Raw genomic sequence first — 21,970 nt, 5'->3', positions numbered from 1 at the left:
TTTTTCTCTCGGGTGTTTGCTTATCCGCCCCTTGCCCAACCCGGTCCTTGATCTTCCTCAAATCCGCGCCCGGAAGCGGCGATACTTTCCGACGCTTTATGCGCCCGGCTCAGCCACGCCCGGCGCGGCCTTCGGCGCGGCGCGCGACAGCAGGACGGCGATGGCGCACGATGCCATGCGGGTGCGCTGGCTGTCGGCGCGGCTCGTCAGGATGATGGGGGTGCGGGCGCCCAGCACGACGCCTGCCGCGTCCGCGCCCGACAGGAAGGTGAGCTGCTTGGCCAGCATGTTGCCGGCCTCCAGATTGGGCACGACGAGGATCTGCGCGCGGCCCGCGACGAGCGAGACGATGCCCTTCTCGCGCGCCGCCTCCTCGTTGATGGCGTTGTCGAAGGCCAGCGGCCCGTCGAGCACGCCACCCGTGATCTGGCCGCGATCGGCCATCTTGCACAGGGCCGCGGCCTCGATGGTGGAGCGCATGGCCGGCGTGACGGTCTCGACCGCCGACAGGATGGCGACACGCGGATGTTCGATGCCGATGACGTGCGCCAGATCGATGGCGTTGCGCACGATGTCGGCCTTCTCCATCAAGGTCGGTTCGATGTTGATGGCGGCGTCGGTGATGATGAGCGGACCGGAATAGCCCGGAACGTCCATGACGTATGCGTGGCTGATGCGGCGCTCGGTGCGCAGGCCCGCTTTGGAGGAGACGACCGCCGACATCAGCTCGTCGGTGTGGAGCGAGCCCTTCATCAGCAGCCCGGCCTCGCCGGAGCGAACGAGGGCCACCGCCTCCTCGGCCGAGGCATGGCTGTGGGGGGCGGGCACGATGCGCAGCGCGTCCGGGGCATGGCCCAGCTCTTCCGCCAGCGTTGTCAGACGCGCCGGCGGCCCGACGAGGATGGGTGCGATGAGGCCGGCTTCGGCCGCCTCGAACGCAGCGCTGAGGGCCGCGGGGCTGCAAGGATGGGCGATCGCGGTTGGCACCGGCTCGCCACCCGCCGTGGCCTCGATGAGGCGGCGATAGCCATCGCCGGCATTGCGTCGGGGACGGGCGATGCCGGCAGCGTGGCCTCCCGCCAGGCCGCTGTCGGTTTTGGAAGACGTGATCATGGCGACAGCCTAGCGCGCGGACTTGACGGGAAGAAGCCGATACTGGCCCGGGGAGCCGCCGATCATGTCACCCATGCAGAGCGGGCGGTCTCGATTTCTCGCGCCAATGTGGCCACAAGATCGGCCGCCGGCATCGGGCGGACCAAAGGTGCGCCCTGGCCTGCCCAGTGCGCACCAAAGCCATGTTCGCCGCGCGCCTTGGCCGCGCCGTGCAGCGCTTTTCCGGCATCGTAGGCGATGGGATAGTCTGGCACGGCGGGATGCGCGAATTGGCCGAGCGCGGTGAAGTGGTTGGCGAGCGCGCGGGCCGGCCGGCCGGAGATGAGATGCGTCAGCCGGGTGTGGGCGGCGCCGGGGCCTGCCAGCGCGATGCGATAGGCGTCGTCGGCCGCGGATTCCGGGCAGGCGATGAAGGCCGTGCCGAGCTGGGCGGCGACAGCGCCGAGGCCGAGCATTGCCGCGATGCCTGCGCCGTCCATGATCGCCCCCGCCGCGATGACGGGCAGCCGCCCCTTCCGTACGAGTATTTGGGTGACCGCGAAGGTGCTCAGCGCATCGTCCGGCTCGGACGGATCGAACATTCCGCGATGGCCGCCGGCCTCGATGCCCTGGGCGACGACGGCATCGAGGCCGGCCTCTTCGATCCGGCGCGCCTCGTCGGGATTGGTGGCGGTGGCGAACAGAAGCGAGCCCGCCGCTTTCAGTGCGTGGATTGCCTCGGCCGGGGGCAGGCCGAAATGGAAGCTGACGACCGCCGGCTTCGTGTCGAGCAGCACCGCGAGCATATCGGGATCGTCGGCGAAGCTTGTGTAGATCGTGCGCAGCGCCTGCGGAGGCTCGGCGCCGAACTCGGCGAAGCGGGGGCCGAGAAATTTCAGCCAGGCAGCCTCCCGCGCCGGATCGGGCCTGGCGGCGGCATGAGCGAAGACATTGACGTTGAAGGGGCGATCGGTGCGGGAGCGGAGCTCCTCGATCATGGCCCGCGCGCCTTCGGCGTCCGTCGCACCCACACCGATTGAGCCGAGCCCGCCGGCGTTCGACACCGCGGCTGCCAGCGCCGGCGTCGACACCCCGGCCATCGGCGCCTGGATGACCGGCAGCTTCAGTCCCAAACGATCGAGCATGATGTCCCTCCGATGGTCTTCACCAACGAAGCAGCGGAACTACCAGCTCGCGTCAAGACCCAGATTGGCGAGCGCCTCGCCGCGCAATTCGTTCAGACGCGGATCGCCGCGCCGCCGGGGATAGGGCAGATCGTTGGCGATCTCGGCGACGATGCGGGCCGGACGATCGCTGAGGATGATGACGCGCTGGGCGAGAAAGAACGCCTCCTCGACATCGTGGGTGACAAGGAGCGTGGTGAAGCCCTTCTGCCGCCAGAGATCGACCAGTTCGCCCTGCATGGTGATGCGCGTCAGCGAATCGAGCTTGCCGAGCGGCTCGTCGAGGATGAGCACGGAGGGGTCATTGACGAGCGCCCGGGCAAAGGCCGCGCGCTGTGCCATGCCGCCCGACAATTGGCGCGGAAAGGCCTGTTCGAACCCCGTGAGGCCGACGAGCTTCAGCGCCTCGTCGACGCGGGCGGACTGGCGGCCCAGCAGACCGCGCGCCTCGAGGCCGAGCGCGACGTTCTTCCAGACCGTGCGCCAGGGATAGAGCGTGGGGTCCTGAAAGACGACGATGCGGGACGGATCGGGCGAGACGACCTCGCTCCCATCGGCCTGTACGGAGCCGGAGGTGGGGTGATCGAGCCCGGCGAGAAGGCGCAGGAGGGTGGACTTGCCGCAGCCGCTGGGACCGAGCAGGGCCACGAACTCGCCCGGCGCGATGTCGAGATCGATGCCGTCGAGAACCGGCAGCGAGCGCCCCTCCAGATGAAAGGCGTGCCGCACCGCTGTGAAGCGGACGTCGACGCCGACCGCCGTATCGGTCTCCGCCGCTACCATTTCAGCACGTCCTTCTGCCAGCTGAGGAGCCGGTCGCGGACGCTGAAGAGCAGCGTGATGAGGCCGGAGAAAACGAGCGCCATGACGAACAGCGCGCCGTACATGTTGGAATAGGCGGCCCAGCCCTGCGCCCATTGCAGATACCAGCCGAGGCCGGATTTCACGCCCATCATCTCGGCGGCGACGAGCACCGAGAAGGAGGCGCCGAGGCCCATGAACAAGCCGACGAAGAGGTGCGGAAGGGAGGCGGGGATGGCGACCTTGAAGATGAGGAAGCCCTCGCGCGCGCCAAGCGTGCGGGCGACATCGTAATAGGCCTTGTCGACGCTGGAGACGCCCGACCAGGTGAGCACGGTGACCGGAAACCAGGTGGCCAGCGCGATGAGGAAGACGGCCGCCGAGAAGCTGGACGGAAAGAAGAAGAACGCCATGGGCAGGAGCGCGGTGGAGGGCACCGGGCCGAGGAAGCGCAGCACCGGATGGACCCAATAGCCGAGCCCGCGCGACCAGCCGATGGCGACCCCGGTGATGAAGCCGGCAATGGCACCGAAGAGATATCCGAACGCCAGCAGCCGCAGCGAGTTCAGCAGGCTGTCGGACAGGCGCGGCCAATCGCCGACATAGACCTCGACCAGCGCGGAGGGCGGCGCGAAGAACGGTGTGGGAAGGTAGGCGGTTTTTGCCGTCAACAGCTCCCACAGCAGGACGAAGGCCGCCAGTACGACAAGCCAGGGGGTGATGCGCCGGAGGGCGACGCCGGCCGCCGGCCAGAACGCGGAAACGGCGGTCCAGAGCCCGAGAAAGGCGGCCCAGCCGACATAGCCGAGATGGGTTTCGCGCGCATAGAGCGGTTCCGCGAAGCCGACGACTTTGTCGGGCAGCAGAAGGGCTATTGCCGCGACGATGGCCCAGGCGGCGACCGACGCCGCCCCCGCCACGAGAAACGGCGTGGCGGTGTGTGACGGGGCGGCGAACTCATGTGCCGGATGGCCGATCTGGTCAGCCGAGGACATCGGGAACGATCTTCTGGGCGAACAGCTCGGAATTGGTGTTGGGTCGGATGACGTTGATCTTCTTGAGCTGTTCGGTGAACAGGACCACGTCCTTGCGCAGCGCGGCCCCTGTGGCATGATGATTGTGGGTGTGGCTGCGCAGGATGTCGGCCACCGTTTCCTTGGGCACATTGCCCGGCACGAAGGGCGCGAACACCTCGGCGGTCTGGTCCGGGTTTGCCGCCGTCCAGGCCTGCGCATCGACGATGGCACGGGAAATGGCGGCCGCGACCTGCGGCTCGTCGCGGATCAGGCTGCCGCGCAGGCCGAACACGCAGCAGGTGGAATTCGCGTAATGGTGGTCGAGGTTGGTGGCGACCTCCACCAGCTTGTCGCGCTCGCGGATGAGATAAAGGTGCGGATCGTCGCCGGCGATGGCCTGCACCTCGCCCTTGCGCAGGGCCTCTCCGAACAGATCCTGCGGATATTGCAGCCATTGCACTTCCTTGTCGGGATCGATGCCGAGCTCGGCGAGGCGGATGGCGAAGAAATTGCGGACCGGGCTGGCCTGGTCCGTGACCGCGATGGATTTGCCCTTCAGGTCTTCGATCTTCGTGATGCCCGCCTCGGGCGGGGCCAGAAGGCGCATGCAGCCGCCATGGGTGCCCACCGTGAGACCGACGTCGAAGCCCTGTTCGAGCGGCTTCAGCCAGCGCAGTGCCATGCCGATGCCGCCATCGGCCTGGCCGGTGGCGATGGCCTGAAGAAGGGCGTCGGTCGGGCCGCTGAAGTTCACCGGCTCCACCTGCAGATTGTATTTCTCGAACAGGCCCTGCTTCAGGCCGACCGAGATCGGCGCCTGGCAGACCGCCGTCTGGCCCCAAGCCAGCTTGAGTGTGCGCTTTTCCTTCAGCGGCTCGATCTGGGCCCAGGCCGCGGACCCGAAGGTTCCGAACGCGGCGCCGAGGCCGGCTGCGCCTGCGAGCTTCATGAGGGCGCGGCGGGAGAGATGATTGTGCTGTGAGCGGTGATCCATGGCGTGTTCCTTTGATCGGATGAGAGCGTTCACGCGGCGCCGCTGAGGGCAGGCGCCGTGCCGCTCGCGGGCAGGCGCCGCACCTCGCCCGGAATATCGATCGCCCGGCGCAGCAGATTGAGGATGGGACAGAAGCGTGCGACTGCGTCGTTCAACTCGGCCAGGTCCTCGACATCCGTGGTGACCGTGACGCGGTAGGACAGATCGTGCGGGTAGACGGGGATGGCGTCGAAGTCCTTCGAGCCGCCGCGCGGATCGATCCGGCCGTCGACCTCGACCGACACGGCCTCGAGTGGAATGCCAAGGTCCGCGGCCTGGATGAGGTAGGTGTGCGTGAGGCAGCTCGACAACGCGCCGAGCAGAAGCTCCGGTGAACTGGGGCCGAGATCGTAGCCCGCGAAATCGGGCGGGCTGTCGGAAATGACCTGGAAATCGCGAATGCGGATGCGGCGGACGCCGCTGCGTCCTTCCGCGCTGGCCCGCGCCGACAGGGGAAAGGGACCGGCGCCCGGCTGGTGGGCCTTTTCGCGGCGCGCCTGAAGGGCTGCGCGCTTCTGGTGGAGATATTCCGGAAGAGTGGACATTCGCGACCTCTTGGATCGAAACGCAGCCTCGCGGCCGGCAATTCACCCGGCCTCTTCGAACTCTCCATAAAACTACAGAACGTGTCAATTAAATAAGAAGAAACAACATATGTAATAAGTATATCGTGTTCCGACGCGTTGCGTGCCATTCGCAGGCCGACATCCGTCTGGCGTTCTTTTCCCGGTTGCGATATAGCAGCCGCCGGCCCGGTCTCGGCTCACCGCCCGAGGGGCCGCAGGCATGCGGGTGTGGTGGAATTGGTAGACGCGCCGGACTCAAAAAGTGGTTTGTCTATCAATCCACAGGAAATCACGACGAATTGAAAACGTCGTTTTTTCAATGGCCTAACGCGGAGGGTGATTGAGAGGGTCGGACTGCCGATTAGGCGCTAGGTGCAGAATAGGTGCAAAGCGCATAGGATAGAATCGGCGGCCATGTGCGGGCGTGGCGGAATTGGTAGACGCAGCGGATTCAAAATCCGCCGTCCTCACGGATATGTCGGTTCGAGTCCGACCGCCCGCACCATCAGTTTTCGGTCCTCAGAAAATCTATTCGGCCGCTCCCTAAATGTGGAGGCGCCACGTTTGAATCGTGTCGAACTCGTCCTCCCTTGGGTGTCCCTCTGAGCAACTGTAGTCCCTGGTGCGAACCAAGCAGGAATAGCGGGCGGAACAGGTGTCCGCCCGCTTTGCCCTAGTGGCCTCGATCGCCGAGCCATCCTCGCATCATCTCGATCTCGGCTTCCTGCGCGGAGATCACTTCCTCGGCCAGAGCGCGGACTTCGGGATCGGTTCCGTGCTCCAGCACGACCCGAGCCATGTCGATCGCCCCTTGATGGTGGGGAATCATTCCAAGCATGAAGTCGACGTCCGCATCGCCGGTGTATTCGATCGCCATGTCGGCGTGCATTCGATCGTTGGCTTCCCGATAGGCACGAACCGCGGCATCGTCAGTTTGTGTGCTCGCGGCTTGAGGCGCGTGCCCGCCGTGATCCCTATGCACGTCGTGGTCGGTTCTGCCGATTTGCGATTCTGCGACCCCGAGCCCGGCTGCGACCGCAATCGCTCCAGCGATGAAGATTGGCGTGAGCCGGTTCATGGCGCACCCTTTTTAGCGACTGACCTGGGCGGCCGGGTAGCCAGCATTTGCGAGAGCGGCTTCCAGAGCCTCGCGTGGCCGATCGGATGTGATCTCCACGTTCCGGTTGGGCAGGTCCGGGGTGACGGTCGCGGCCGGATCGACGGATTGAACCGCCTTGGTGACGCTGCGGACGCAGCCTCCGCAAGACATATTCTTGATGTGGAATTGCATGAGAACCTCCTGTTCGTCTCTCATGCCTCTCCAGATGGGGCTTCCCACCGTTGGAAGGTCAAGGGCAGAAAATAAAAAAAGCGTATTGACCTTCCCATCGTTGGAAGCCCCACCTTGATCGGCGAATGTTGAATTTCGCCTGCAAGGAAGCACGATGAACGCGCCGCTGAGAAACCACATCGCCAAGCGTCAAGACATCACTCTCCCTATTGAGGGGATGACTTGCGCCTCGTGCGTGGGCCGCGTCGAGAAAGCATTGCGGGCTGTGCCGGGCGTGGAATCTGCCAGCGTCAATCTCACGACGGAAAAGGCCGAGGTCTCTTTCGGCGCTCCGGCTGGCCGCGTTGCGCTTGTCGCAGCCATCGAAGGGGCAGGCTATGCGGTTCCTTCGTCGACGATCGAACTTTCCGTCGAAGGCATGACCTGCGCGTCGTGCGTCGGCAATGTGGAGCGTGCGCTGAAGGCGGTTCCGGGTGTGACGGATGCCACGGTAAATCTCGCCACAGAGCGCGCTCAGGTTCGCGGGCTCGCTGCCGCCGCCGAGCTGATCGGGGCGATCGAACGGAGCGGTTATGTGGCGCGGGTGCTGGATCACGGTGTCCCGCACGAAGACGAGACGGAAGCCCGCAAGGACCGAGAGCAGGCGGAATTGAAGCGCGATGTGATCGTGGCCGCGACGCTGACGCTGCCGGTCTTCGTGCTGGAGATGGGCTCCCATCTCATTCCCGGCGCGCACGATCTCATCATGGCGACCATCGGCATGCAGTGGAATTGGTATCTCCAGTTCGCTCTGACGACCATCGTGCTGTTTGTGCCGGGCGTGCGCTTTTATGAGAAGGGCTTTCCCGCCCTCGTGCGCTTGGCACCGGACATGAACTCGCTGGTCGCGGTCGGCACGATGGCCGCATACGTCTATTCGATGGTCGCGACCTTCTCGCCCTCGCTCCTTCCGGAGGGCACGATCAACGTCTATTACGAAGCCGCCGCCGTCATCGTCACGCTGATCCTGCTCGGCCGCTTTCTCGAAGCACGGGCCAAGGGCCGCACCTCCGAGGCGATCAAGCGCCTCGTCGGCTTGCAGGCCAAGACCGCCCGCGTGCGCCGCGACGGCAGGACGGTCGAGATCGCCATCGGTGAGGTCGCGCCGGGCGATGTGGTGGAAGTCCGGCCAGGTGAGCGCGTGCCTGTCGACGGAGAAGTGGTCGAAGGCGAGAGCTACATCGATGAATCCATGATCACCGGCGAGCCGATCCCCGTCGCCAAGGCGGCGGGCAGCCAAGTCGTCGGCGGCACGGTCAACCAGAAAGGCGCGCTGGCCTTCACAGCGACCGCCGTGGGCGGCGCGACGGTGCTCTCGCAGATCATCCGCATGGTAGAGCAGGCGCAGGGCTCGAAGCTGCCGATCCAGGCGCTGGTCGACAATGTGACCATGTATTTCGTGCCCGCCGTGATCGGCGTGGCTTTCCTGACCTTCCTCGTCTGGCTCGTCTTCGGACCAGAGCCGGCTCTTACCTTCGCGCTGGTCAACGCGGTCGCCGTCCTCATCATCGCCTGCCCCTGCGCGATGGGTCTCGCCACGCCAACTTCGATCATGGTCGGAACCGGGCGCGGCGCGGAAATGGGCGTGCTGTTCCGCAAGGGCGAGGCGCTTCAGCTCCTGAAGGACGCGAGGGTCGTGGCGCTCGACAAGACCGGCACCCTGACCGAAGGCTGGCCGGCCCTGACGGATCTGGAGGCGGCCGAAGGCTTCGACCGGAGCGACGTGCTGGCGAAGGTCGCGGCGGTGGAAGCGAAGTCGGAGCATCCGATCGCGCGCGCCATCGTCGAGGCGGCCGAGGCCGAAGGGCTGGTCATTCCCGCGATCTCGGGCTTCGAATCCGTGACCGGATTCGGCGTGAAGGCGGAAGCGGACGGCGAGCGGATCGAGGTCGGCGCCGATCGCTACATGAAGAAGCTCGGCCTCGATGTCTCCATCTTCGCCAAAACCGCATCTCGGCTCGGCGACGAGGGCAAGTCGCCGCTCTACGCGGCGATCGGCGGCAGCCTAGCGGCGATCATCGCGGTCGCTGATCCGATCAAGACGACGACGCCGCAGGCGATCGCCGCCCTGCACGATCTCGGCCTCAAGGTCGCGATGATCACCGGCGACAACGCCCGCACCGCAGACGCCATTGCAAGACGCCTCGGCATCGACGAGGTGGTCGCCGAGGTTCTGCCCGAAGGCAAGGTCGAGACGGTCAAGGCGCTCAAGGCGCAGCACGGAAAGCTCGCTTTCGTCGGCGACGGCATCAACGACGCGCCGGCGCTGGCCGAAGCCGATGTCGGCATCGCCATCGGCACGGGCACCGACATCGCGATCGAGGCGGCCGACGTCGTGCTGATGTCGGGCAGCCTGAAGGGCGTGCCCAACGCCATCGCGCTGTCGAAGGGCACGATCCGCAACATTCGGCAGAACCTGTTCTGGGCCTTTGCCTACAATACGGCGCTGATCCCGGTGGCGGCGGGCGTGCTCTACCCGGCCTTCGGCATCCTGCTCTCGCCGGTGCTGGCGGCAGGCGCGATGGCGCTGTCCTCGGTCTTCGTGCTCGGCAACGCATTGCGCCTGCGTGGATGGAAGCCGCCGATGGGAGCTTCGGGCAACGCAGCGATCCCGGCCGCCCGAAATGCGGCGTCGGACGTGACCGGCAACGACCCTACGGGAACTGAAAGGAGCGCGGCATGAACATCGGTGAAGCGGCGCGCGCTTCGGGCGTCAGCGCGAAAATGATCCGCTACTACGAGCAGACCGGCCTGATCCCGGCGGCCGATCGCACGGTGGCCGGTTACCGGGACTACTCCGAGACCGACGTGCATATGCTGCGCTTCATTCGGCGCTCGCGCGATCTCGGCTTCTCGGTCGCGGAGATCAACGATTTGCTCGGGCTCTGGCGAGATCGCAGCCGGCAAAGCGCAGACGTCAAGCGCATCGCGCTCGCCCGCATCGAGGACCTGCGACGCAAGATCGACGAGATGGAGCAGATGGCTGCGACGCTGGAGCACTTGGCGTCCTGCTGCGCCGGCGACAATCGGCCGGACTGCCCCATCCTTGCCGACCTCGAAAGCCCCGGTGAATCCGATGAAGAGCCGAAGCGCCCGCGCGGAGCGATAGACACGCGCCTGCAATGATGAGCAGGCGCCCGACAGGGAATGGAGATCGACGATGACAGAACTATCACGGCGAAAGGTGCTTGGCCTGGCTGCAATCGGCCTCAGCGCGACCGTAGCCGCCAGCATTCCGGGACTTGCAGCGGCCGCGCAGCCGGTGATTGACGTCGCTCGCTCTCCGAGCTGCGGCTGCTGCGGGGACTGGATCGACCACATGCGCGCGGCCGGCTTCACGGTCAACGACAGGCTTATCGACGATCTCGCGCCTCTCAAGGCGCAGCTCGGCGTGCCGGCCGACCTGCAATCGTGCCACACCGGCGTTGTCGAGGGCTATGCGATCGAAGGCCACGTCCCGGCTGAGGACGTGCTTCGTCTCCTGCGTGAGCGACCATCCGCGACCGGCCTTGCGGTGCCCGGTATGCCCCTCGGCTCTCCGGGCATGGAGGTCGGCGGACAGACGGAGTCCTACGAGGTGATCCTGTTCAGCGCGTCGGGCCGCGACGTATTCGCCCGCCACTAAGACTCGCCTCATGTTGTCCGTCCTCGCCAACCGCACCTATCGGAATCTGTTCGCCGCACAGATCCTTTCGTTGATCGGAACTGGCCTGACCACGGTAGCGCTTGGGCTGTTGGCCTATGATCTGGCCGGCGCCCATGCGGGACAGGTTCTCGGCATCGCGCTCGCCATCAAGATGATCGCCTATGTGGGCGTCTCGCCCTTCGCCGGGGCGCTGGCGGGGCTGTTACCCCGGCGCGGCTTTCTGGTGAGCCTCGACGTCGTCCGGGCTGGCATGGTCCTGCTCCTGCCGTTCGTCACCGAGGTCTGGCAGATTTACGTGCTGGTCTTTCTGTTCCAGTCCTGCTCCGCCGCCTTCACGCCCACCTTCCAAGCGACGATCCCCGACATCCTGCCGGACGAGGAGGAGTATACCTCGGCGCTGTCGCTCTCGCGGCTTGCGTATGATCTCGAAGCCCTGCTGAGCCCGCTGCTGGCCGCGCTCGCGCTGACGATCATCAGTTTCCATTGGCTGTTCGTCGGAAACGCCGTCGGCTTTCTCGCCTCCGGCCTGCTGGTTCTTTCGGTGGTCCTGCCTGCCGCGAAGACGGTGCAGCGTCCCTTTATGGAGCGGCTAACGCGAGGGAGCTGGATCTACTTCGCCACACCGCGACTGCGCGGGCTTCTAGCGCTGAGCTTCGCGGCGGCGGCCTCCGGCGCGATGGTGATCGTCAACACGGTCGTGATCGTCCGTGCCGGCTTTGGCGGAGACGAGGGCGACGTTGCGTGGTTCTTCGCCGCCTACGGCGCAGGCTCGATGGCCGTTGCGCTCGCCCTGCCGAAGCTGCTCGACGGCCGCTCTCCGCGTGCCGTGATGATCGGTGGGGCTGCCGTCCTGCCGGTGCTGCTTGTGATCGCGGCGGTTCATCCGACGTGGTGGACGATCCTTTCCGTGTGGTCGTTGCTCGGCGCCGGCGCGTCCGCGATCATGACACCGGCCGGCATCCTGCTGCGCCGGTCCGCCCATCCGGAAGACAGGCCGTCGCTGTTTGCGGCGCAGTTCGCCCTCTCCCATGCCGGCTGGCTGGTCACCTATCCGCTCGCCGGTTGGCTCGGAGCGAATGTCGGCATGACTGCGGCCTTCCTCGTGCTCGGCGCGGGAGCGGCGGCAGGCGCATTTGCGGCCATGGTTCTGTGGCCCAGCCACGATCCGGGGATCATCGAGCACACCCATGAGGAGATCGAGCACAGCCACCCGCTGGAGGCTGGCGCCGATCATGCCCCACCGATCGCAACGCGCTCCCGGGACTCTCACCGGCACGCGGCCATCCGCCATGCGCATCCCTTCGTCATCGACGATCACCATCCGATCTGGCCGAAGCCCTGACCGCAAGAACGACAACGACAGGAGGATGAGATGACAACTCTCACCGACGGGAAAACGGCGACCCTCTATCGCCTCTCCACCACTGACCATCTGTGCCCATATGGGCTGAAGACGAAGTCGTTCCTCGAACGGCGGGGGTTCGCGGTCGAGGACAACTTGCTCACCTCGCGCGCAGAGGCCGACCGCTTCATGGCCGAGCACGATGTGAAGACTACGCCGCAGGTCTTCATTGGCGGGAAGCGGATCGGCGGCTACGACGAGACCCGCGCGCATTTCGGCAAGCCGCTGCGGGGAAAGGACGAGACCACCTATCAGCCGGTGATCGCGCTGTTCGGCGTGGCTTTCCTGATGGGTCTCGCCGTAAGCTGGTTTGCGTTGGGCACGATCTTCGACCTTCACGCGATCGAGTTCTTCATCGCGATCGCCATGTGCCTGCTCGGCATCCAGAAGCTTCAGGACGTCGAGAGCTTCTCCACGATGTTCCTGAACTACGACCTGCTTGGGCGGCGCTATGTTCCCTACGCCTATTTCTACCCCTTCGGCGAGACACTGGCGGGCGTGTTGATGCTGGCCGGAACGCTTCTGTGGATCGCGTCTCCCGTTGCGCTGTTCATCGGCACGGTCGGCGCGGTTTCGGTGTTCAAGGCAGTCTACATCGACAAGCGCAAGCTCAAATGCGCTTGCGTGGGCGGCAACAGCAACGTGCCGCTCGGGTTCGTCTCGCTGACGGAAAACCTGATCATGATCGCCATGGCGATCTGGATGCCGCTGCGCATGGGGTGGATTTAGCCGGGAAATGGCAAGTTCACTCGAAATACTCGGCCTCGATCTCTTTAACCTGCATCAACGATCGGCCCGCGTTTCCCGGTGATCCTTCTGTCGTTCCGCAATGCCCAACAATGGAGCGATGGCAATGTCAGACAGCGAAACGATAGCGGCCGGCGAGCTGGTCCACCTCAGAATCGAGCAGCGGGCGTATCAGATCTGGGAGGACGAGGGGTGTCCCACGGACTGCGAACTCGACCACTGGCTGCGCGCCGAGTCCGAGGTCACAGCAGCAGATGCAGTGCCCGAGCTGGAAGTGGCAAACGGCGCGGGGTCGAGGAAAAAGTCCTGAGCCTTGCTGCCTGCAACGACGAAGCGAAGCCGTCGCCGAGTTCAATCGTTCGGGTGAAGTGAGACCTGCCCGGATCGACGAGTGGCCGGCACACGACCACGTGTGGTCGGCCACTCATGTGTCAGTGCGCGAACCACATCAAACAGGGGATACGAGTTGAAATTCTTTGAGCGCTCCGTGCGCCGGGCCCGGATCGCCTACTTCTCGATGGAGATCGCGCTGCGGCCGGAGGTCCATACTTACAGCGGCGGGCTCGGCGTCCTTTCCGGCGACACCGCCAGATCGGCCGCTGATCTGGATTTGCCTATGGTCTTCGTGACGCTGCTCAGCAGACAGGGCTATGTCCGTCAGGCGATGACGCCAAGGGGCGAACAGGAAAGCGGCCCCAATCCCTGGTCGCCCGCGGATTGGGCCAAGCCGCTTCCAGGGATGGTCGCTGTGCAGATCGAGGGACGCGATGTCTGGATTCGGCCGTGGCTCTATGCAGTGGAATGTCCGCTCGGCCACGCTGTTCCGGTCCTGTTGCTTGATACGGACCTCCTGGAGAACGAGCCGGCGGACCGGGGCATCACTGATTTTCTCTATGGCGGTGACGACGCGTATCGCCTGAAGCAGGAGATCGTCTTGGGGATCGGCGGCCGGCTCATCCTGCGGGCGCTCGGCTTCGAGATCGACAAGTTCCATCTCAACGAAGGCCACGCCGCGCTCTTGACGTTGCCGCTTCTGCGGGAGGCATCACTAAGCGACGCCGATTCATCCCAACGCCACTTGCGATATGACATCGGCGCTGTCCGCGACCGATGCGTTTTCACGACGCACACGCCTGTCGAAGCAGGCTTCGACAAATTCGACTACAAACTCGTGGGGACCATACTGGGCGACTACGTCGAACTCGAAACACTGAAGGCTCTGGCCGGTCCAATGCGGCTCAACATGACGCAGCTCGCGTTGAATCTCTCCAGCTATGTGAACGGTGTGGCGCGCCGACATGCAGAGACTTCTCGCCAGATGTTTCCTGGCTACGAGATCACTTCGATCACGAATGGCGTGCATGTTCACACATGGACGCATCGTGCCTTCGGCGACCTATACACCAGCCGATACCCCAATTGGGCTCACGAGCCGGAGACACTGGCCTTTGCCGACGAGCTCGATGACGCCACGGTCTGGAGCGCCCATCAGGAGGCAAAGGCGGAGCTGCTTGCGATCATATCGGAAGAGACGGGCGTGCAACTGCGCGACGACGTTCCGCTTATCGGCTATGCCCGCCGGATGACCGCCTACAAGCGGCCCGAGCTGGTTTTTTCTGACATCGAGCGGTTGATCGCGATCGCGCACAAACACCCCTTTCAGATCGTCCTGGCCGGGCTGGCACATCCCAAGGACGAAGGGGGTGCCAAGGCAATCGCGGCGTTTCGCAGGCATATCGAACGTCTCGACGGCATCGCTCGGATCGTCTTCCTTCCCGGCTATGACATGCGGCTTTCGGCTGCCCTGGTGGCTGGATGTGACATCTGGCTCAACACGCCCCTGGCTCCTCTCGAAGCTTCGGGCACGAGCGGGATGAAGGCGGCTTTGAACGGTGTTTTGAACCTGAGCGTGCTGGATGGATGGTGGCTGGAAGGCTGTGTCGACGGCGTCACCGGGTGGTCGATCGAGGGATCGCCGCCTGGCACGGGTGATGGTGCAGCACTCTACGCGAAGCTGGAGGATGTGGTCCTGCCTCTCTACTACCAGGATCGGCCAAGGTGGGTGTGGATGATGAAGCAGACGATCAGCAAGATCGGGCCCCTGTTCAACAGCCACCGCATGATGAACCGATACGTGACCGAGGCATATGCACGCTAGGGGAACGGGGCTTTCCGATGCAGGCGAAGGACCTGATGACAAGGAACGTGGCGACGGTCAGCCCAGACCATAGCGTTTGGCATGCTGCCCGCATCATGCTCGCCGGAGGCGTGAGCGGCTTGCCGGTCGTAGACGACACGGGCAGGTTGCTCGGGCTCATCACCGAGGGCGATCTGTTGCGAAGAACCGAGCTTGGGACGTCGGGCCTGATCCTCGACGCCGGTGGTTCGCAAAATAATGCGGCGCGCGAGTTTGTCAGGAGCCGGAGCTGGAAGGTTGGCGACGTCATGTCCCCGCAGGTCATCACGATCGAGGAAGACACTCCTGTCCATAAGGTTGCGATGCTGCTGGGCGTTCATCGCATCAAGCGCCTCCCCGTCATTCGGGATGGCCGGCTTGTTGGCGTCGTAAGCAGGGCTGACCTGCTCAAGGTCGTGGCGGCTGGCAAGCCCGAGCCAGAGGTCAAGGGGGACGAAGCCGCGCGTCGTGCGATCGTGGCCCGCCTTCAAGACGCCCTGGTCTACCTGAGCCGCCAACCCTCGGTCGAGGTTGCCGCAGGGCGCGTCCGCGTCGCCGGCACGGTGCGATCGTCCGCTGAACGGGATGCAATCCGGTTGATCGTCGAGAGTGTTGCAGGTCCGGGATTTGATGACCGGCTTGAAGTTGAGGTCGAGCAATGAAGATCGCGGTGTTCGAGGCAGAGGACTGGGAAGAGGCCGCGTGCGCCGGCCTGCGACCCGTCCATGAGGTGCGCTGCACCCGCCAGTCGCTGAACAGAACCTCGGCCGGTGAGTATGCCGACGCGGAGGTGGTCAGTCCCTTTATCGCCTCGAGGATCGATGCCGAAGTGCTTGAGAGCCTCCCCGCTCTCAAGCTTGTCGCGACGCGATCGACAGGCTTTGACCATATCGACCTTGGAGCGTGCAGGCGCCGAGGGATCATGGTGGCCAACGTCCCCGACTATGGCGATTCCACTGTGGCGGAACACGCCTTTGCGTTGCTTCTCGCGCTGGCCCGCAACATCGTCGACAGCGTGGACCATACCCGTCGCGGTGGCTTCTCCATGGCGAGAACTCGCGGCTTCGAGCTTCACGGCAGGGTCATGGGAGTGATTGGAACCGGCCGAATCGGACGTCGCGCCATTGAGATCGCCAATGGCTTCGGCATGAGAGTTATCGCCCATGATCGCCACGAGGACCATGAGGCTGCGTCCAGGCTGGCGTTTTCCTATGGCGCGCTGGGCGCGGTGCTGGAGCAGGCGGACGTCGTTTCCCTCCACGTGCCGTCCCTGCCCGAAACGGTCGGGCTCATCGGAGATGCGGCGTTCTCGGCGATGAAACAGGGGGCTATCCTGATCAACACGTCGCGCGGAAATGTTGTCGACACCGAGGCGCTGGTGCGGGCGCTGGCGGAAGGAAAACTGCGCGCAGCGGGGCTCGATGTCTTGCCGCAGGAGCCTTTGATCCGCGAGGAAGCCGAGATATTTCGCCAGCAACGGTTTCTCGATGCCCCTGATCTCAAGGCACTTGTGGCAAACCATGTGTTGCTGCGGTTTCCAAACGTCCTCGTCACGCCACACAACGCCTACAACACGGACCACGCGCTTCGCCGGATCATCGACACGACCCTGGCCAACATCAGGTCCTTCGCTGCGGGAAACGCCCTCAACATCGTGGAGGGCCGATAGCGTGGCGGCCGGCACCCGCCAGCGCAAGAGAGCCGACCGGATGTGACGCGATGTGCCTTTCCGCCACGGTCAGTTTTGCCGCCGCTGCGGTCCTCATCCCTTCCGGCGCCGTTGCGACGGTCTGGGCGTGGACCGGGGATCGCCGCTATCTGATGCTCGCGATCCTGCCTCTTCTTTTCGGCCTGCAACAAGCGGCGGAAGGCATGGTGTGGGTCGCCGGAACTGCCGGGCATGCTCATCATGTCGAGCAATATTCCTTCATCTATATGTTCTTCGCCTGGATCGTCTGGCCGGTCTGGATTCCGATGTCGGCCTACTTCCTCGAGAGCGGCGGGCGAAGCGCGATCATCCTGTTGTTTGTGATCGCCGGAGCCATGCTCGGTGGCCTCCAGTTCGTCCCCTACTTCGTGCATGACGGGTGGCTGTCGACGTCGTTTCTTGCCTGGGCGGTTCGATACGAGGACATCAACCTGCTCGATGCTATCGTGTCGCGGGTGGTGACATACGGGATCTACCTGGCCGCGGTAATCGTGCCGCCCTTGCTGGTCCGCGATCGCGCCGTCAAAGTATTCGGACTGCTGGCAGGCGTCGTCGTCGTGGTTACCTACCTGTTCTTCTCCTACGCCTACATCTCCGTCTTCTGCTTTGGCGGCGCGCTGATCTCGACCTACTTGCTAGCGCTGATCTGGTGGAAGCGATCGGATCGGAGAGCTTTGCTCAGCGCATAGGCGTTCGCCCGGATGGCGTCAGACAAGACCGCGTCCGATGCCCAACGCGGCGTTGGTGCGGGCGATCGAATCCGCGGCCTCCGGTGCGGGTGACGCAAGCGCGCGGATGGCATCGATTGTGTCGGGAATGACGATCGCCTGGTTGTCGACCATGTAGGCGTAGAACAGCTCGTCGCCCTGGACCTTCAGCATATCCTCCCACAAGGCGACCTCGTAGAGGCTGTCGTGCGGGCGGCTGAGATCGGCCATAAGTTCTTCTGACGGTGTTGAGCGCCGTCAGCCCCTCGTCCGTGCGGATGAGGGCGATACGGGGGGAGGCGCGAAACGCGTCGACCACCTCGTCCTTGGTCGCCGCCCGCGTCAACTGAACCGACCAGTAGTGCAGGTGCGCAAGCGTCTGAGGGACCTTTACAGCCATCGTGACGACATCGAGATCAGGATCGACACTCTGAGCATCGGGGCCTTGATGGCTTGGGATTTCGGGCTCCGGCACCAGCGTGTTCATGATGCCTCCCTCGTGGCTTTCCCAAGGATCGGTGGCGCGCCGAAGAAGCGTCCCGCGCGCCCGTTTCAAAAGGCCGGCAGTCTTGAGCGCCGTGAGGGTCCGGACGATCGAGGTGGTGTTGCAGGAGACCACGCGGGTCGCTGTGCGGCCGATTGCGCTGGCGAAAGATACTTCTGCAACGAACGAGTGGCCTGTCACGTCGTGTTTTTCGCCGCCGTGGACGATGAATTTAAGTTCGCGTGCCCGATAGGTCTCGACATTCTTCGCGGCGATGCGCTTGGGCGTGCAATCCACCACCACGTCAGCTTGCCCGAGAAGGTCGTCCAGCACGCCAGTCACCGTCACGCCGGCATCGGTCATCGCCTTGGCGTCCTCCTGCGTCGCGCCGAAGAGCGCGATCCCTTTCGGCCCGAGCGGGCGGACGCGCCAATCCGCAACGATGTCGGCCACTCCTGCCAGCTCCATATCGTCCTGTGCGAGGACGGCGTCTGCGACGCGTTTTCCGATCACGCCATACCCGTTGATGGCGACGCGGATGGGGGTGCTCTGAGTCATGCCGATTGCCTTCCCTGGGCAAGGATGTGTGACAGATTTTGCCGAGTCTCCCCTTCTGCCGTAGCTGCATCCTTGATCGAGGTTAAGGACACCAATAGAAGTGACGGCATTGGTGCTCCGGTAGTTCTCAACTTCTGCTGGAGACAAGCATGCAAACGACACAGAACCGCCTAACAGGCGGCCTCCTTACGATCCTCGGCGTGCTCGCCTTGGGAACCGGCATCTATTTCCTGGGCATCCGTCCCACATTGCTTCCCGAGGATATCCGGTTCACCGGCATCGACGCGGCGACGTTGCCGCAGCCGTTCCTCGATTGGCTCGGAATCGTCTTTCGGACATGGGGTGGGTTCATCACCGGCTTCGGCATCGTGATCATCGGGATCGGTTTTGCGACTTTTGTAGGGGACACCAAATGGCTGCGCTACGGGACAGCCGCGGGTATCCTCGTCGCCTTCGGACGGTTCGCTTACAGCAACGTCGTCATCAGCGGGGATTATCTGATCTTCATCGCGTCGATGTTCGTCGTGGCGCTGATCGCCGCTGCACTTCTGCTCTGGAGGGCCGAGCCATAGTCAGTGTGGCTCGGCCTGTTGAGCCGATGTGAGGAAGGTGGCCGGCAAGCATGGGAAAGGCCACAAAACATATCCTGATCGTCGGCGGATACGGGCATGTCGGAAAGCTGATTGCTCGGGAGCTGCTTGCAAAGCCGAACCTGGGAGTTCGGCTGGCTGGCCGAAACCGCGAGAAGGCTGAGACGGCGGCGGCTGCGCTCGGGTGCGGCTTCGCAGTCCTCGACATCGCCAAGAGCGAGACCTGGGAGCCAGCGGTTGTCGAGTCCGATGTCATCGTCATGTGCATCGATACGCCCGACAACAGCTTCGCGGCGCATGTCTTGATGAAGGGGAAGCACTACGTCGACATTTCGGCTAATCCGGCTGTGATCGAGAGTGTCGAGTCGCTCGACAGCTTGGCGCGTTCTTCCGGCGGCAGCGCGATTGTGTCGGTCGGCTTCGCGCCTGGACTGACCAACCTGATGGTCAAGTCCGCTGCCGCGCGGATGGATCGCGCCGAAACGGCGCGGATCGGCGTCCTGCTGGGGCTCGGTGATGCCCACGGCGAAGCGGCAATTCTCTGGACGCTGAGCAACGCGAGCGATCCCAAGATGCCTGATCGAACGCCGGCACACATCCGCTTTGGCGACGATCGCAAGGCTTCCGTCGCCTATCCATTTCCCTTTTCCGATCAGTATGCGGTGCGACGAACGCTTGGTCTCTCGGACGCCAATACGTTTCTGTCGGTCGGCCACGACTTCTTCACGACGCTGGCGTTCCGTGGAGCCCCGCTCTTGCGGGATCGTCCCCGCGCGCAGCGGGCGATTGCAGCACTCCTTACGCGATTGCGGGTCGGCTCTGATCGGGCCGCGCTTGCCGTCGAGGTTCTCGGCCGCCTGAATGGCCAGCGGGCGTCGGTTACGATGACATGCGAGGGCCACCGAGAGGCCGTGATAACCGCCCGAGTGGCGGCTTTTTTGATCGGCCGACTGCTGGTCACAGCGGCGGCGCCGGGCGTGCATCACATCGACGAGGTCGTCGACGCCAACGCAGTTTTTGATGAACTTGCAGCCTTCGGCGTCGCCATCACCGTTCGCTAGAGGGGCTCACCAACTCGGCCACTATGAGCCGAGAACACCGGGGGAGCCGGGCCAATCGAAATGGGGTAGCGTCAGGAACGCGGCGTAGCCGATCGCTCCGGCGAGAAGGGTTGCGAAGACGATCGGAAGCCAGAAGCGCACGGGACCTGTCGCGGCTGCGACGAAGAGCCGGCCCAGCGCGTTGGTGGTGAGCGCAAGCAGAACGGCGTGGCCGACTGCTTCAAGGTGCGCGGCCTCACCAAGCAAGCGCAACGCGCTCAGCACGGCGACGTCGACCTCGAAAATTCCGGAGATCGCTGACGTGACGACCATGCCGCTCGTGCTTCCCATGGCCAGGACGGCGCTGATCGTCGAGACGACGGCGAAGAAGAGAGCGAAAACCAGCAGAGCTGGCAGGTCGAACGGATTGCGCAGCACCTGAGCGCCGTCGCCCTCCAGTCTGCCCCTCATGAGAAAGAAGGTGCCGCACGCGGCAAAGACGACGACAGCGGCAAGGATGGCGAGGCCGGCTACGCCCAGCACCGCCGGCGCGACGATGATGACTATGCCGGTCACCCGCAGCACGGACACGCCGGCAGCAAGCGTTGCCGCGCCAGCGAGCGGCCAAGGGTTTGCGCCGCCGGCGGCGGTGCGTGCTAGCGCAACGGTCACGGCCGTTGACGAGACGACGGCCCCGGCCAGCCCGCCAACGAGGATACCGCGAGTGGTGCCGAACAGGCGAACGGCGATGTAGCCCAGGAAGGAGATCGCTGCCGTCAGGACCGTGAACAGCCAAACCTGATAGGGATTGAAACCGCCCCAGGGATCGATGGCGCGGGCGGGGAGCATCGGCAGGATGATGGCCGTCATCACGGCGAGCACCATCGCCGACCGAAGCTCTACCCAGGACAACTTTCGCAGCAGGCCGTGGAGCGCGTCCCGGCTGGCGAGGATCGCAGCCAGCGCGGCGCCCCCGGCCGCTGCGGCCCGCTGATCCCCGGCGATGGCCAGTGCGCCGAGCATGAACACGCCGAGCCCAGCGATGATGCCTGTGACGCTGAACGTCTCATCACGGAGGGCCTCGCGCGTCTTATACCAGGCAAATACCGCCGTGAAGGCGAGAAGCCCCGCGATCAGCACTGCCGGCGAATCCATACTGATGGCGAGCGCGGCAGTGACGCCGCCGAGAAGCCCGGAAATCCCGTAGGTCCGAATGCCCGCCGTGCGACCGCCCTCGGCCGTCTCCCGGTCTCGCCAGCCGCGCTCGAGTCCGACGAGGAGGCCGATCGCGAGCGCAAGCCCGAGGTTGAGGATCAGCGTGTCCATCAATCGGTCCGGCCGGGGCGAGCGCGAAATGTTCCTAGCCGGGTCATCGGGCGCCGCCGATCATGCGACGCAGCACGTCATCGCGGCGGTAGAAATGATGCCAGAGAGCGGCCGTGACGTGGATCGAGACGAGGACGAGAAGAGCCCAACTCAGCAGGCTATGGGCTGGAGCGACGCGAAAGCTCACATACATCGCGACCGTTCCGGTGACCGGCAGCGCGATCAGCAGGCCATAGAGTGCCCAATGCGCGGCATGAGCCACCCAGCGCTCCAGATCCGATCGGTTGTCCGGGTATGCAGGTCGACGGAGAACAAGGCGGAGGCCGAGCTGACCCAGCGCCAAAGCCAGGATGAGCCAGCCGCTCCAGGCATGAACCTCATGGAGGAAGAGATCGAACGGGTCCGGCTGGGCGGGCGGATGGGCCAAATGAGTGCGCCGGATCGCCCACGAGGTCGGAATCTGAACCAGGCAGAGGGCGAGCACGGCCCAATGCATTGCGCGCTGCTGGATGCTGTATCCGGTGCGAGACCGGGCATCTTGCTGCTCGGTCGCCGCCGACAATC

At 64.6% G+C, this 21,970-nt stretch carries 23 protein-coding genes and 1 tRNA gene; 13 read left to right on the top strand and 11 right to left on the bottom strand.

What is annotated here, in order from left to right; genetic code table 11:
• Nucleotides 1-96 precede the first annotated feature (96 nt).
• The 6 genes from ACQ6S1_RS09185 to ACQ6S1_RS09160 all read right to left on the bottom strand — a co-directional run bounded on the left by ACQ6S1_RS09185 (nt 97) and on the right by ACQ6S1_RS09160 (nt 5,671).
• Nucleotides 97-1,113, bottom strand: coding sequence for a bifunctional enoyl-CoA hydratase/phosphate acetyltransferase (locus ACQ6S1_RS09185; RefSeq protein ID WP_445040875.1), 1,017 nt, complete (start codon nt 1,111-1,113; stop codon nt 97-99).
• Nucleotides 1,114-1,175: 62 nt separating this feature from the next.
• Nucleotides 1,176-2,237 carry an NAD(P)H-dependent flavin oxidoreductase gene (locus ACQ6S1_RS09180; RefSeq protein WP_445040874.1) on the bottom strand — a complete coding sequence of 354 codons (1,062 nt, stop codon included), beginning with the start codon at nt 2,235-2,237 and terminating at the stop codon, nt 1,176-1,178.
• Nucleotides 2,238-2,276: 39 nt separating this feature from the next.
• Entirely contained in the window at nt 2,277-3,059 is a 783-nt protein-coding gene (locus tag ACQ6S1_RS09175; RefSeq protein ID WP_445040873.1) for an ABC transporter ATP-binding protein, read from the bottom strand.
• Nucleotides 3,053-4,072 (bottom strand): ABC transporter permease, encoded by a 1,020-nt coding sequence (locus tag ACQ6S1_RS09170; protein WP_445040872.1) that lies wholly within the window; start codon nt 4,070-4,072, stop codon nt 3,053-3,055. Before ACQ6S1_RS09170 ends, ACQ6S1_RS09175 begins: the two co-directional genes overlap by 7 nt.
• Nucleotides 4,059-5,087: an ABC transporter substrate-binding protein gene (locus ACQ6S1_RS09165; RefSeq protein ID WP_445040871.1), complete on the bottom strand. Its 1,029-nt coding sequence runs from the start codon at nt 5,085-5,087 to the stop codon at nt 4,059-4,061. The genes ACQ6S1_RS09170 and ACQ6S1_RS09165 overlap by 14 nt, the downstream gene beginning before the upstream one ends.
• Nucleotides 5,088-5,116: 29 nt before the next feature.
• On the bottom strand, nt 5,117-5,671 hold the full coding sequence (locus tag ACQ6S1_RS09160; RefSeq protein ID WP_445040870.1) for an OsmC family protein: 555 nt from the start codon (nt 5,669-5,671) through the stop codon (nt 5,117-5,119).
• Between the two features lie 439 nt (nt 5,672-6,110).
• Between ACQ6S1_RS09160 and ACQ6S1_RS09155 the strand changes: the two genes are divergently transcribed.
• Nucleotides 6,111-6,197, top strand: a tRNA-Leu gene (locus tag ACQ6S1_RS09155).
• 168 nt (nt 6,198-6,365) lie between these two features.
• On the opposite strand, the gene copM is transcribed toward ACQ6S1_RS09155, so the two are convergent.
• A complete protein-coding gene (gene copM / locus ACQ6S1_RS09150; protein WP_445040869.1) occupies nt 6,366-6,770 on the bottom strand; it encodes a CopM family metallochaperone in 405 nt (134 codons plus the stop codon).
• Nucleotides 6,771-6,782: 12 nt separating this feature from the next.
• A complete protein-coding gene (locus ACQ6S1_RS09145) occupies nt 6,783-7,007 on the bottom strand; it encodes a heavy-metal-associated domain-containing protein (protein ID WP_445040868.1) in 225 nt (74 codons plus the stop codon).
• A 130-nt stretch (nt 7,008-7,137) separates the two neighbouring features.
• Between ACQ6S1_RS09145 and ACQ6S1_RS09140 the strand changes: the two genes are divergently transcribed.
• From ACQ6S1_RS09140 to ACQ6S1_RS09095, 10 genes are all read left to right on the top strand, one after another.
• Nucleotides 7,138-9,705, top strand: a complete 2,568-nt coding sequence (locus ACQ6S1_RS09140) for a heavy metal translocating P-type ATPase (RefSeq protein WP_445040867.1) — start codon at nt 7,138-7,140, stop codon at nt 9,703-9,705.
• Nucleotides 9,702-10,148, top strand: a complete 447-nt coding sequence (gene cueR, locus ACQ6S1_RS09135) for a Cu(I)-responsive transcriptional regulator (RefSeq protein ID WP_445040866.1) — start codon at nt 9,702-9,704, stop codon at nt 10,146-10,148. The genes ACQ6S1_RS09140 and cueR overlap by 4 nt, the downstream gene beginning before the upstream one ends.
• A 34-nt stretch (nt 10,149-10,182) precedes the next feature.
• The gene (locus ACQ6S1_RS09130) at nt 10,183-10,647 is read left to right on the top strand and encodes a DUF411 domain-containing protein (RefSeq protein WP_445040865.1); all 465 of its coding nucleotides are present in this window, start codon (nt 10,183-10,185) and stop codon (nt 10,645-10,647) included.
• A gap of 10 nt (nt 10,648-10,657) precedes the next feature.
• Nucleotides 10,658-12,010 (top strand): MFS transporter, encoded by a 1,353-nt coding sequence (locus ACQ6S1_RS09125; protein ID WP_445040864.1) that lies wholly within the window; start codon nt 10,658-10,660, stop codon nt 12,008-12,010.
• Nucleotides 12,011-12,040: 30 nt separating this feature from the next.
• Nucleotides 12,041-12,799 (top strand): glutaredoxin family protein, encoded by a 759-nt coding sequence (locus ACQ6S1_RS09120; protein ID WP_445040863.1) that lies wholly within the window; start codon nt 12,041-12,043, stop codon nt 12,797-12,799.
• A 124-nt stretch (nt 12,800-12,923) separates the two neighbouring features.
• Nucleotides 12,924-13,127: a DUF2934 domain-containing protein gene (locus ACQ6S1_RS09115; protein WP_445040862.1), complete on the top strand. Its 204-nt coding sequence runs from the start codon at nt 12,924-12,926 to the stop codon at nt 13,125-13,127.
• Between the two features lie 156 nt (nt 13,128-13,283).
• Complete coding sequence (glgP, locus tag ACQ6S1_RS09110; RefSeq protein WP_445040861.1) at nt 13,284-14,975, top strand: alpha-glucan family phosphorylase; 1,692 nt, start codon at nt 13,284-13,286, stop codon at nt 14,973-14,975.
• A gap of 17 nt (nt 14,976-14,992) precedes the next feature.
• Nucleotides 14,993-15,655 carry a CBS domain-containing protein gene (locus tag ACQ6S1_RS09105; protein WP_445040860.1) on the top strand — a complete coding sequence of 221 codons (663 nt, stop codon included), beginning with the start codon at nt 14,993-14,995 and terminating at the stop codon, nt 15,653-15,655.
• Complete coding sequence (locus ACQ6S1_RS09100) at nt 15,652-16,662, top strand: hydroxyacid dehydrogenase (RefSeq protein ID WP_445040859.1); 1,011 nt, start codon at nt 15,652-15,654, stop codon at nt 16,660-16,662. Before ACQ6S1_RS09105 ends, ACQ6S1_RS09100 begins: the two co-directional genes overlap by 4 nt.
• 50 nt (nt 16,663-16,712) lie before the next feature.
• The gene (locus tag ACQ6S1_RS09095; protein ID WP_445040858.1) at nt 16,713-17,390 is read left to right on the top strand and encodes a DUF6629 family protein; all 678 of its coding nucleotides are present in this window, start codon (nt 16,713-16,715) and stop codon (nt 17,388-17,390) included.
• Here ACQ6S1_RS09095 and ACQ6S1_RS09090 read toward each other — a convergent pair.
• Nucleotides 17,380-18,450, bottom strand: coding sequence for a type II glyceraldehyde-3-phosphate dehydrogenase (locus ACQ6S1_RS09090; RefSeq protein WP_445040857.1), 1,071 nt, complete (start codon nt 18,448-18,450; stop codon nt 17,380-17,382). The genes ACQ6S1_RS09095 and ACQ6S1_RS09090 overlap by 11 nt on opposite strands.
• Nucleotides 18,451-18,599: 149 nt before the next feature.
• On the opposite strand from ACQ6S1_RS09090, the gene ACQ6S1_RS09085 reads away from it, so the two are divergent.
• Both ACQ6S1_RS09085 and ACQ6S1_RS09080 read left to right on the top strand, forming a co-directional pair.
• Nucleotides 18,600-19,022 (top strand): hypothetical protein, encoded by a 423-nt coding sequence (locus ACQ6S1_RS09085; RefSeq protein ID WP_445040856.1) that lies wholly within the window; start codon nt 18,600-18,602, stop codon nt 19,020-19,022.
• Between the two features lie 50 nt (nt 19,023-19,072).
• Entirely contained in the window at nt 19,073-20,101 is a 1,029-nt protein-coding gene (locus ACQ6S1_RS09080) for a saccharopine dehydrogenase NADP-binding domain-containing protein (RefSeq protein ID WP_445040855.1), read from the top strand.
• 21 nt (nt 20,102-20,122) lie between these two features.
• On the opposite strand, the gene ACQ6S1_RS09075 is transcribed toward ACQ6S1_RS09080, so the two are convergent.
• Nucleotides 20,123-21,406 carry an MgtC/SapB family protein gene (locus ACQ6S1_RS09075; protein ID WP_445040854.1) on the bottom strand — a complete coding sequence of 428 codons (1,284 nt, stop codon included), beginning with the start codon at nt 21,404-21,406 and terminating at the stop codon, nt 20,123-20,125.
• Between the two features lie 43 nt (nt 21,407-21,449).
• The gene (locus ACQ6S1_RS09070; RefSeq protein WP_445040853.1) at nt 21,450-21,968 is read right to left on the bottom strand and encodes a cytochrome b; all 519 of its coding nucleotides are present in this window, start codon (nt 21,966-21,968) and stop codon (nt 21,450-21,452) included.
• Nucleotides 21,969-21,970 lie beyond the last annotated feature (2 nt).

The sequence above is a fragment of the Terrihabitans aquatilis genome, assembly GCF_052542005.1.
Note: the sequence above shows the minus strand (reverse complement) of the source record. Positions and strands in the feature narration are given on the sequence as shown.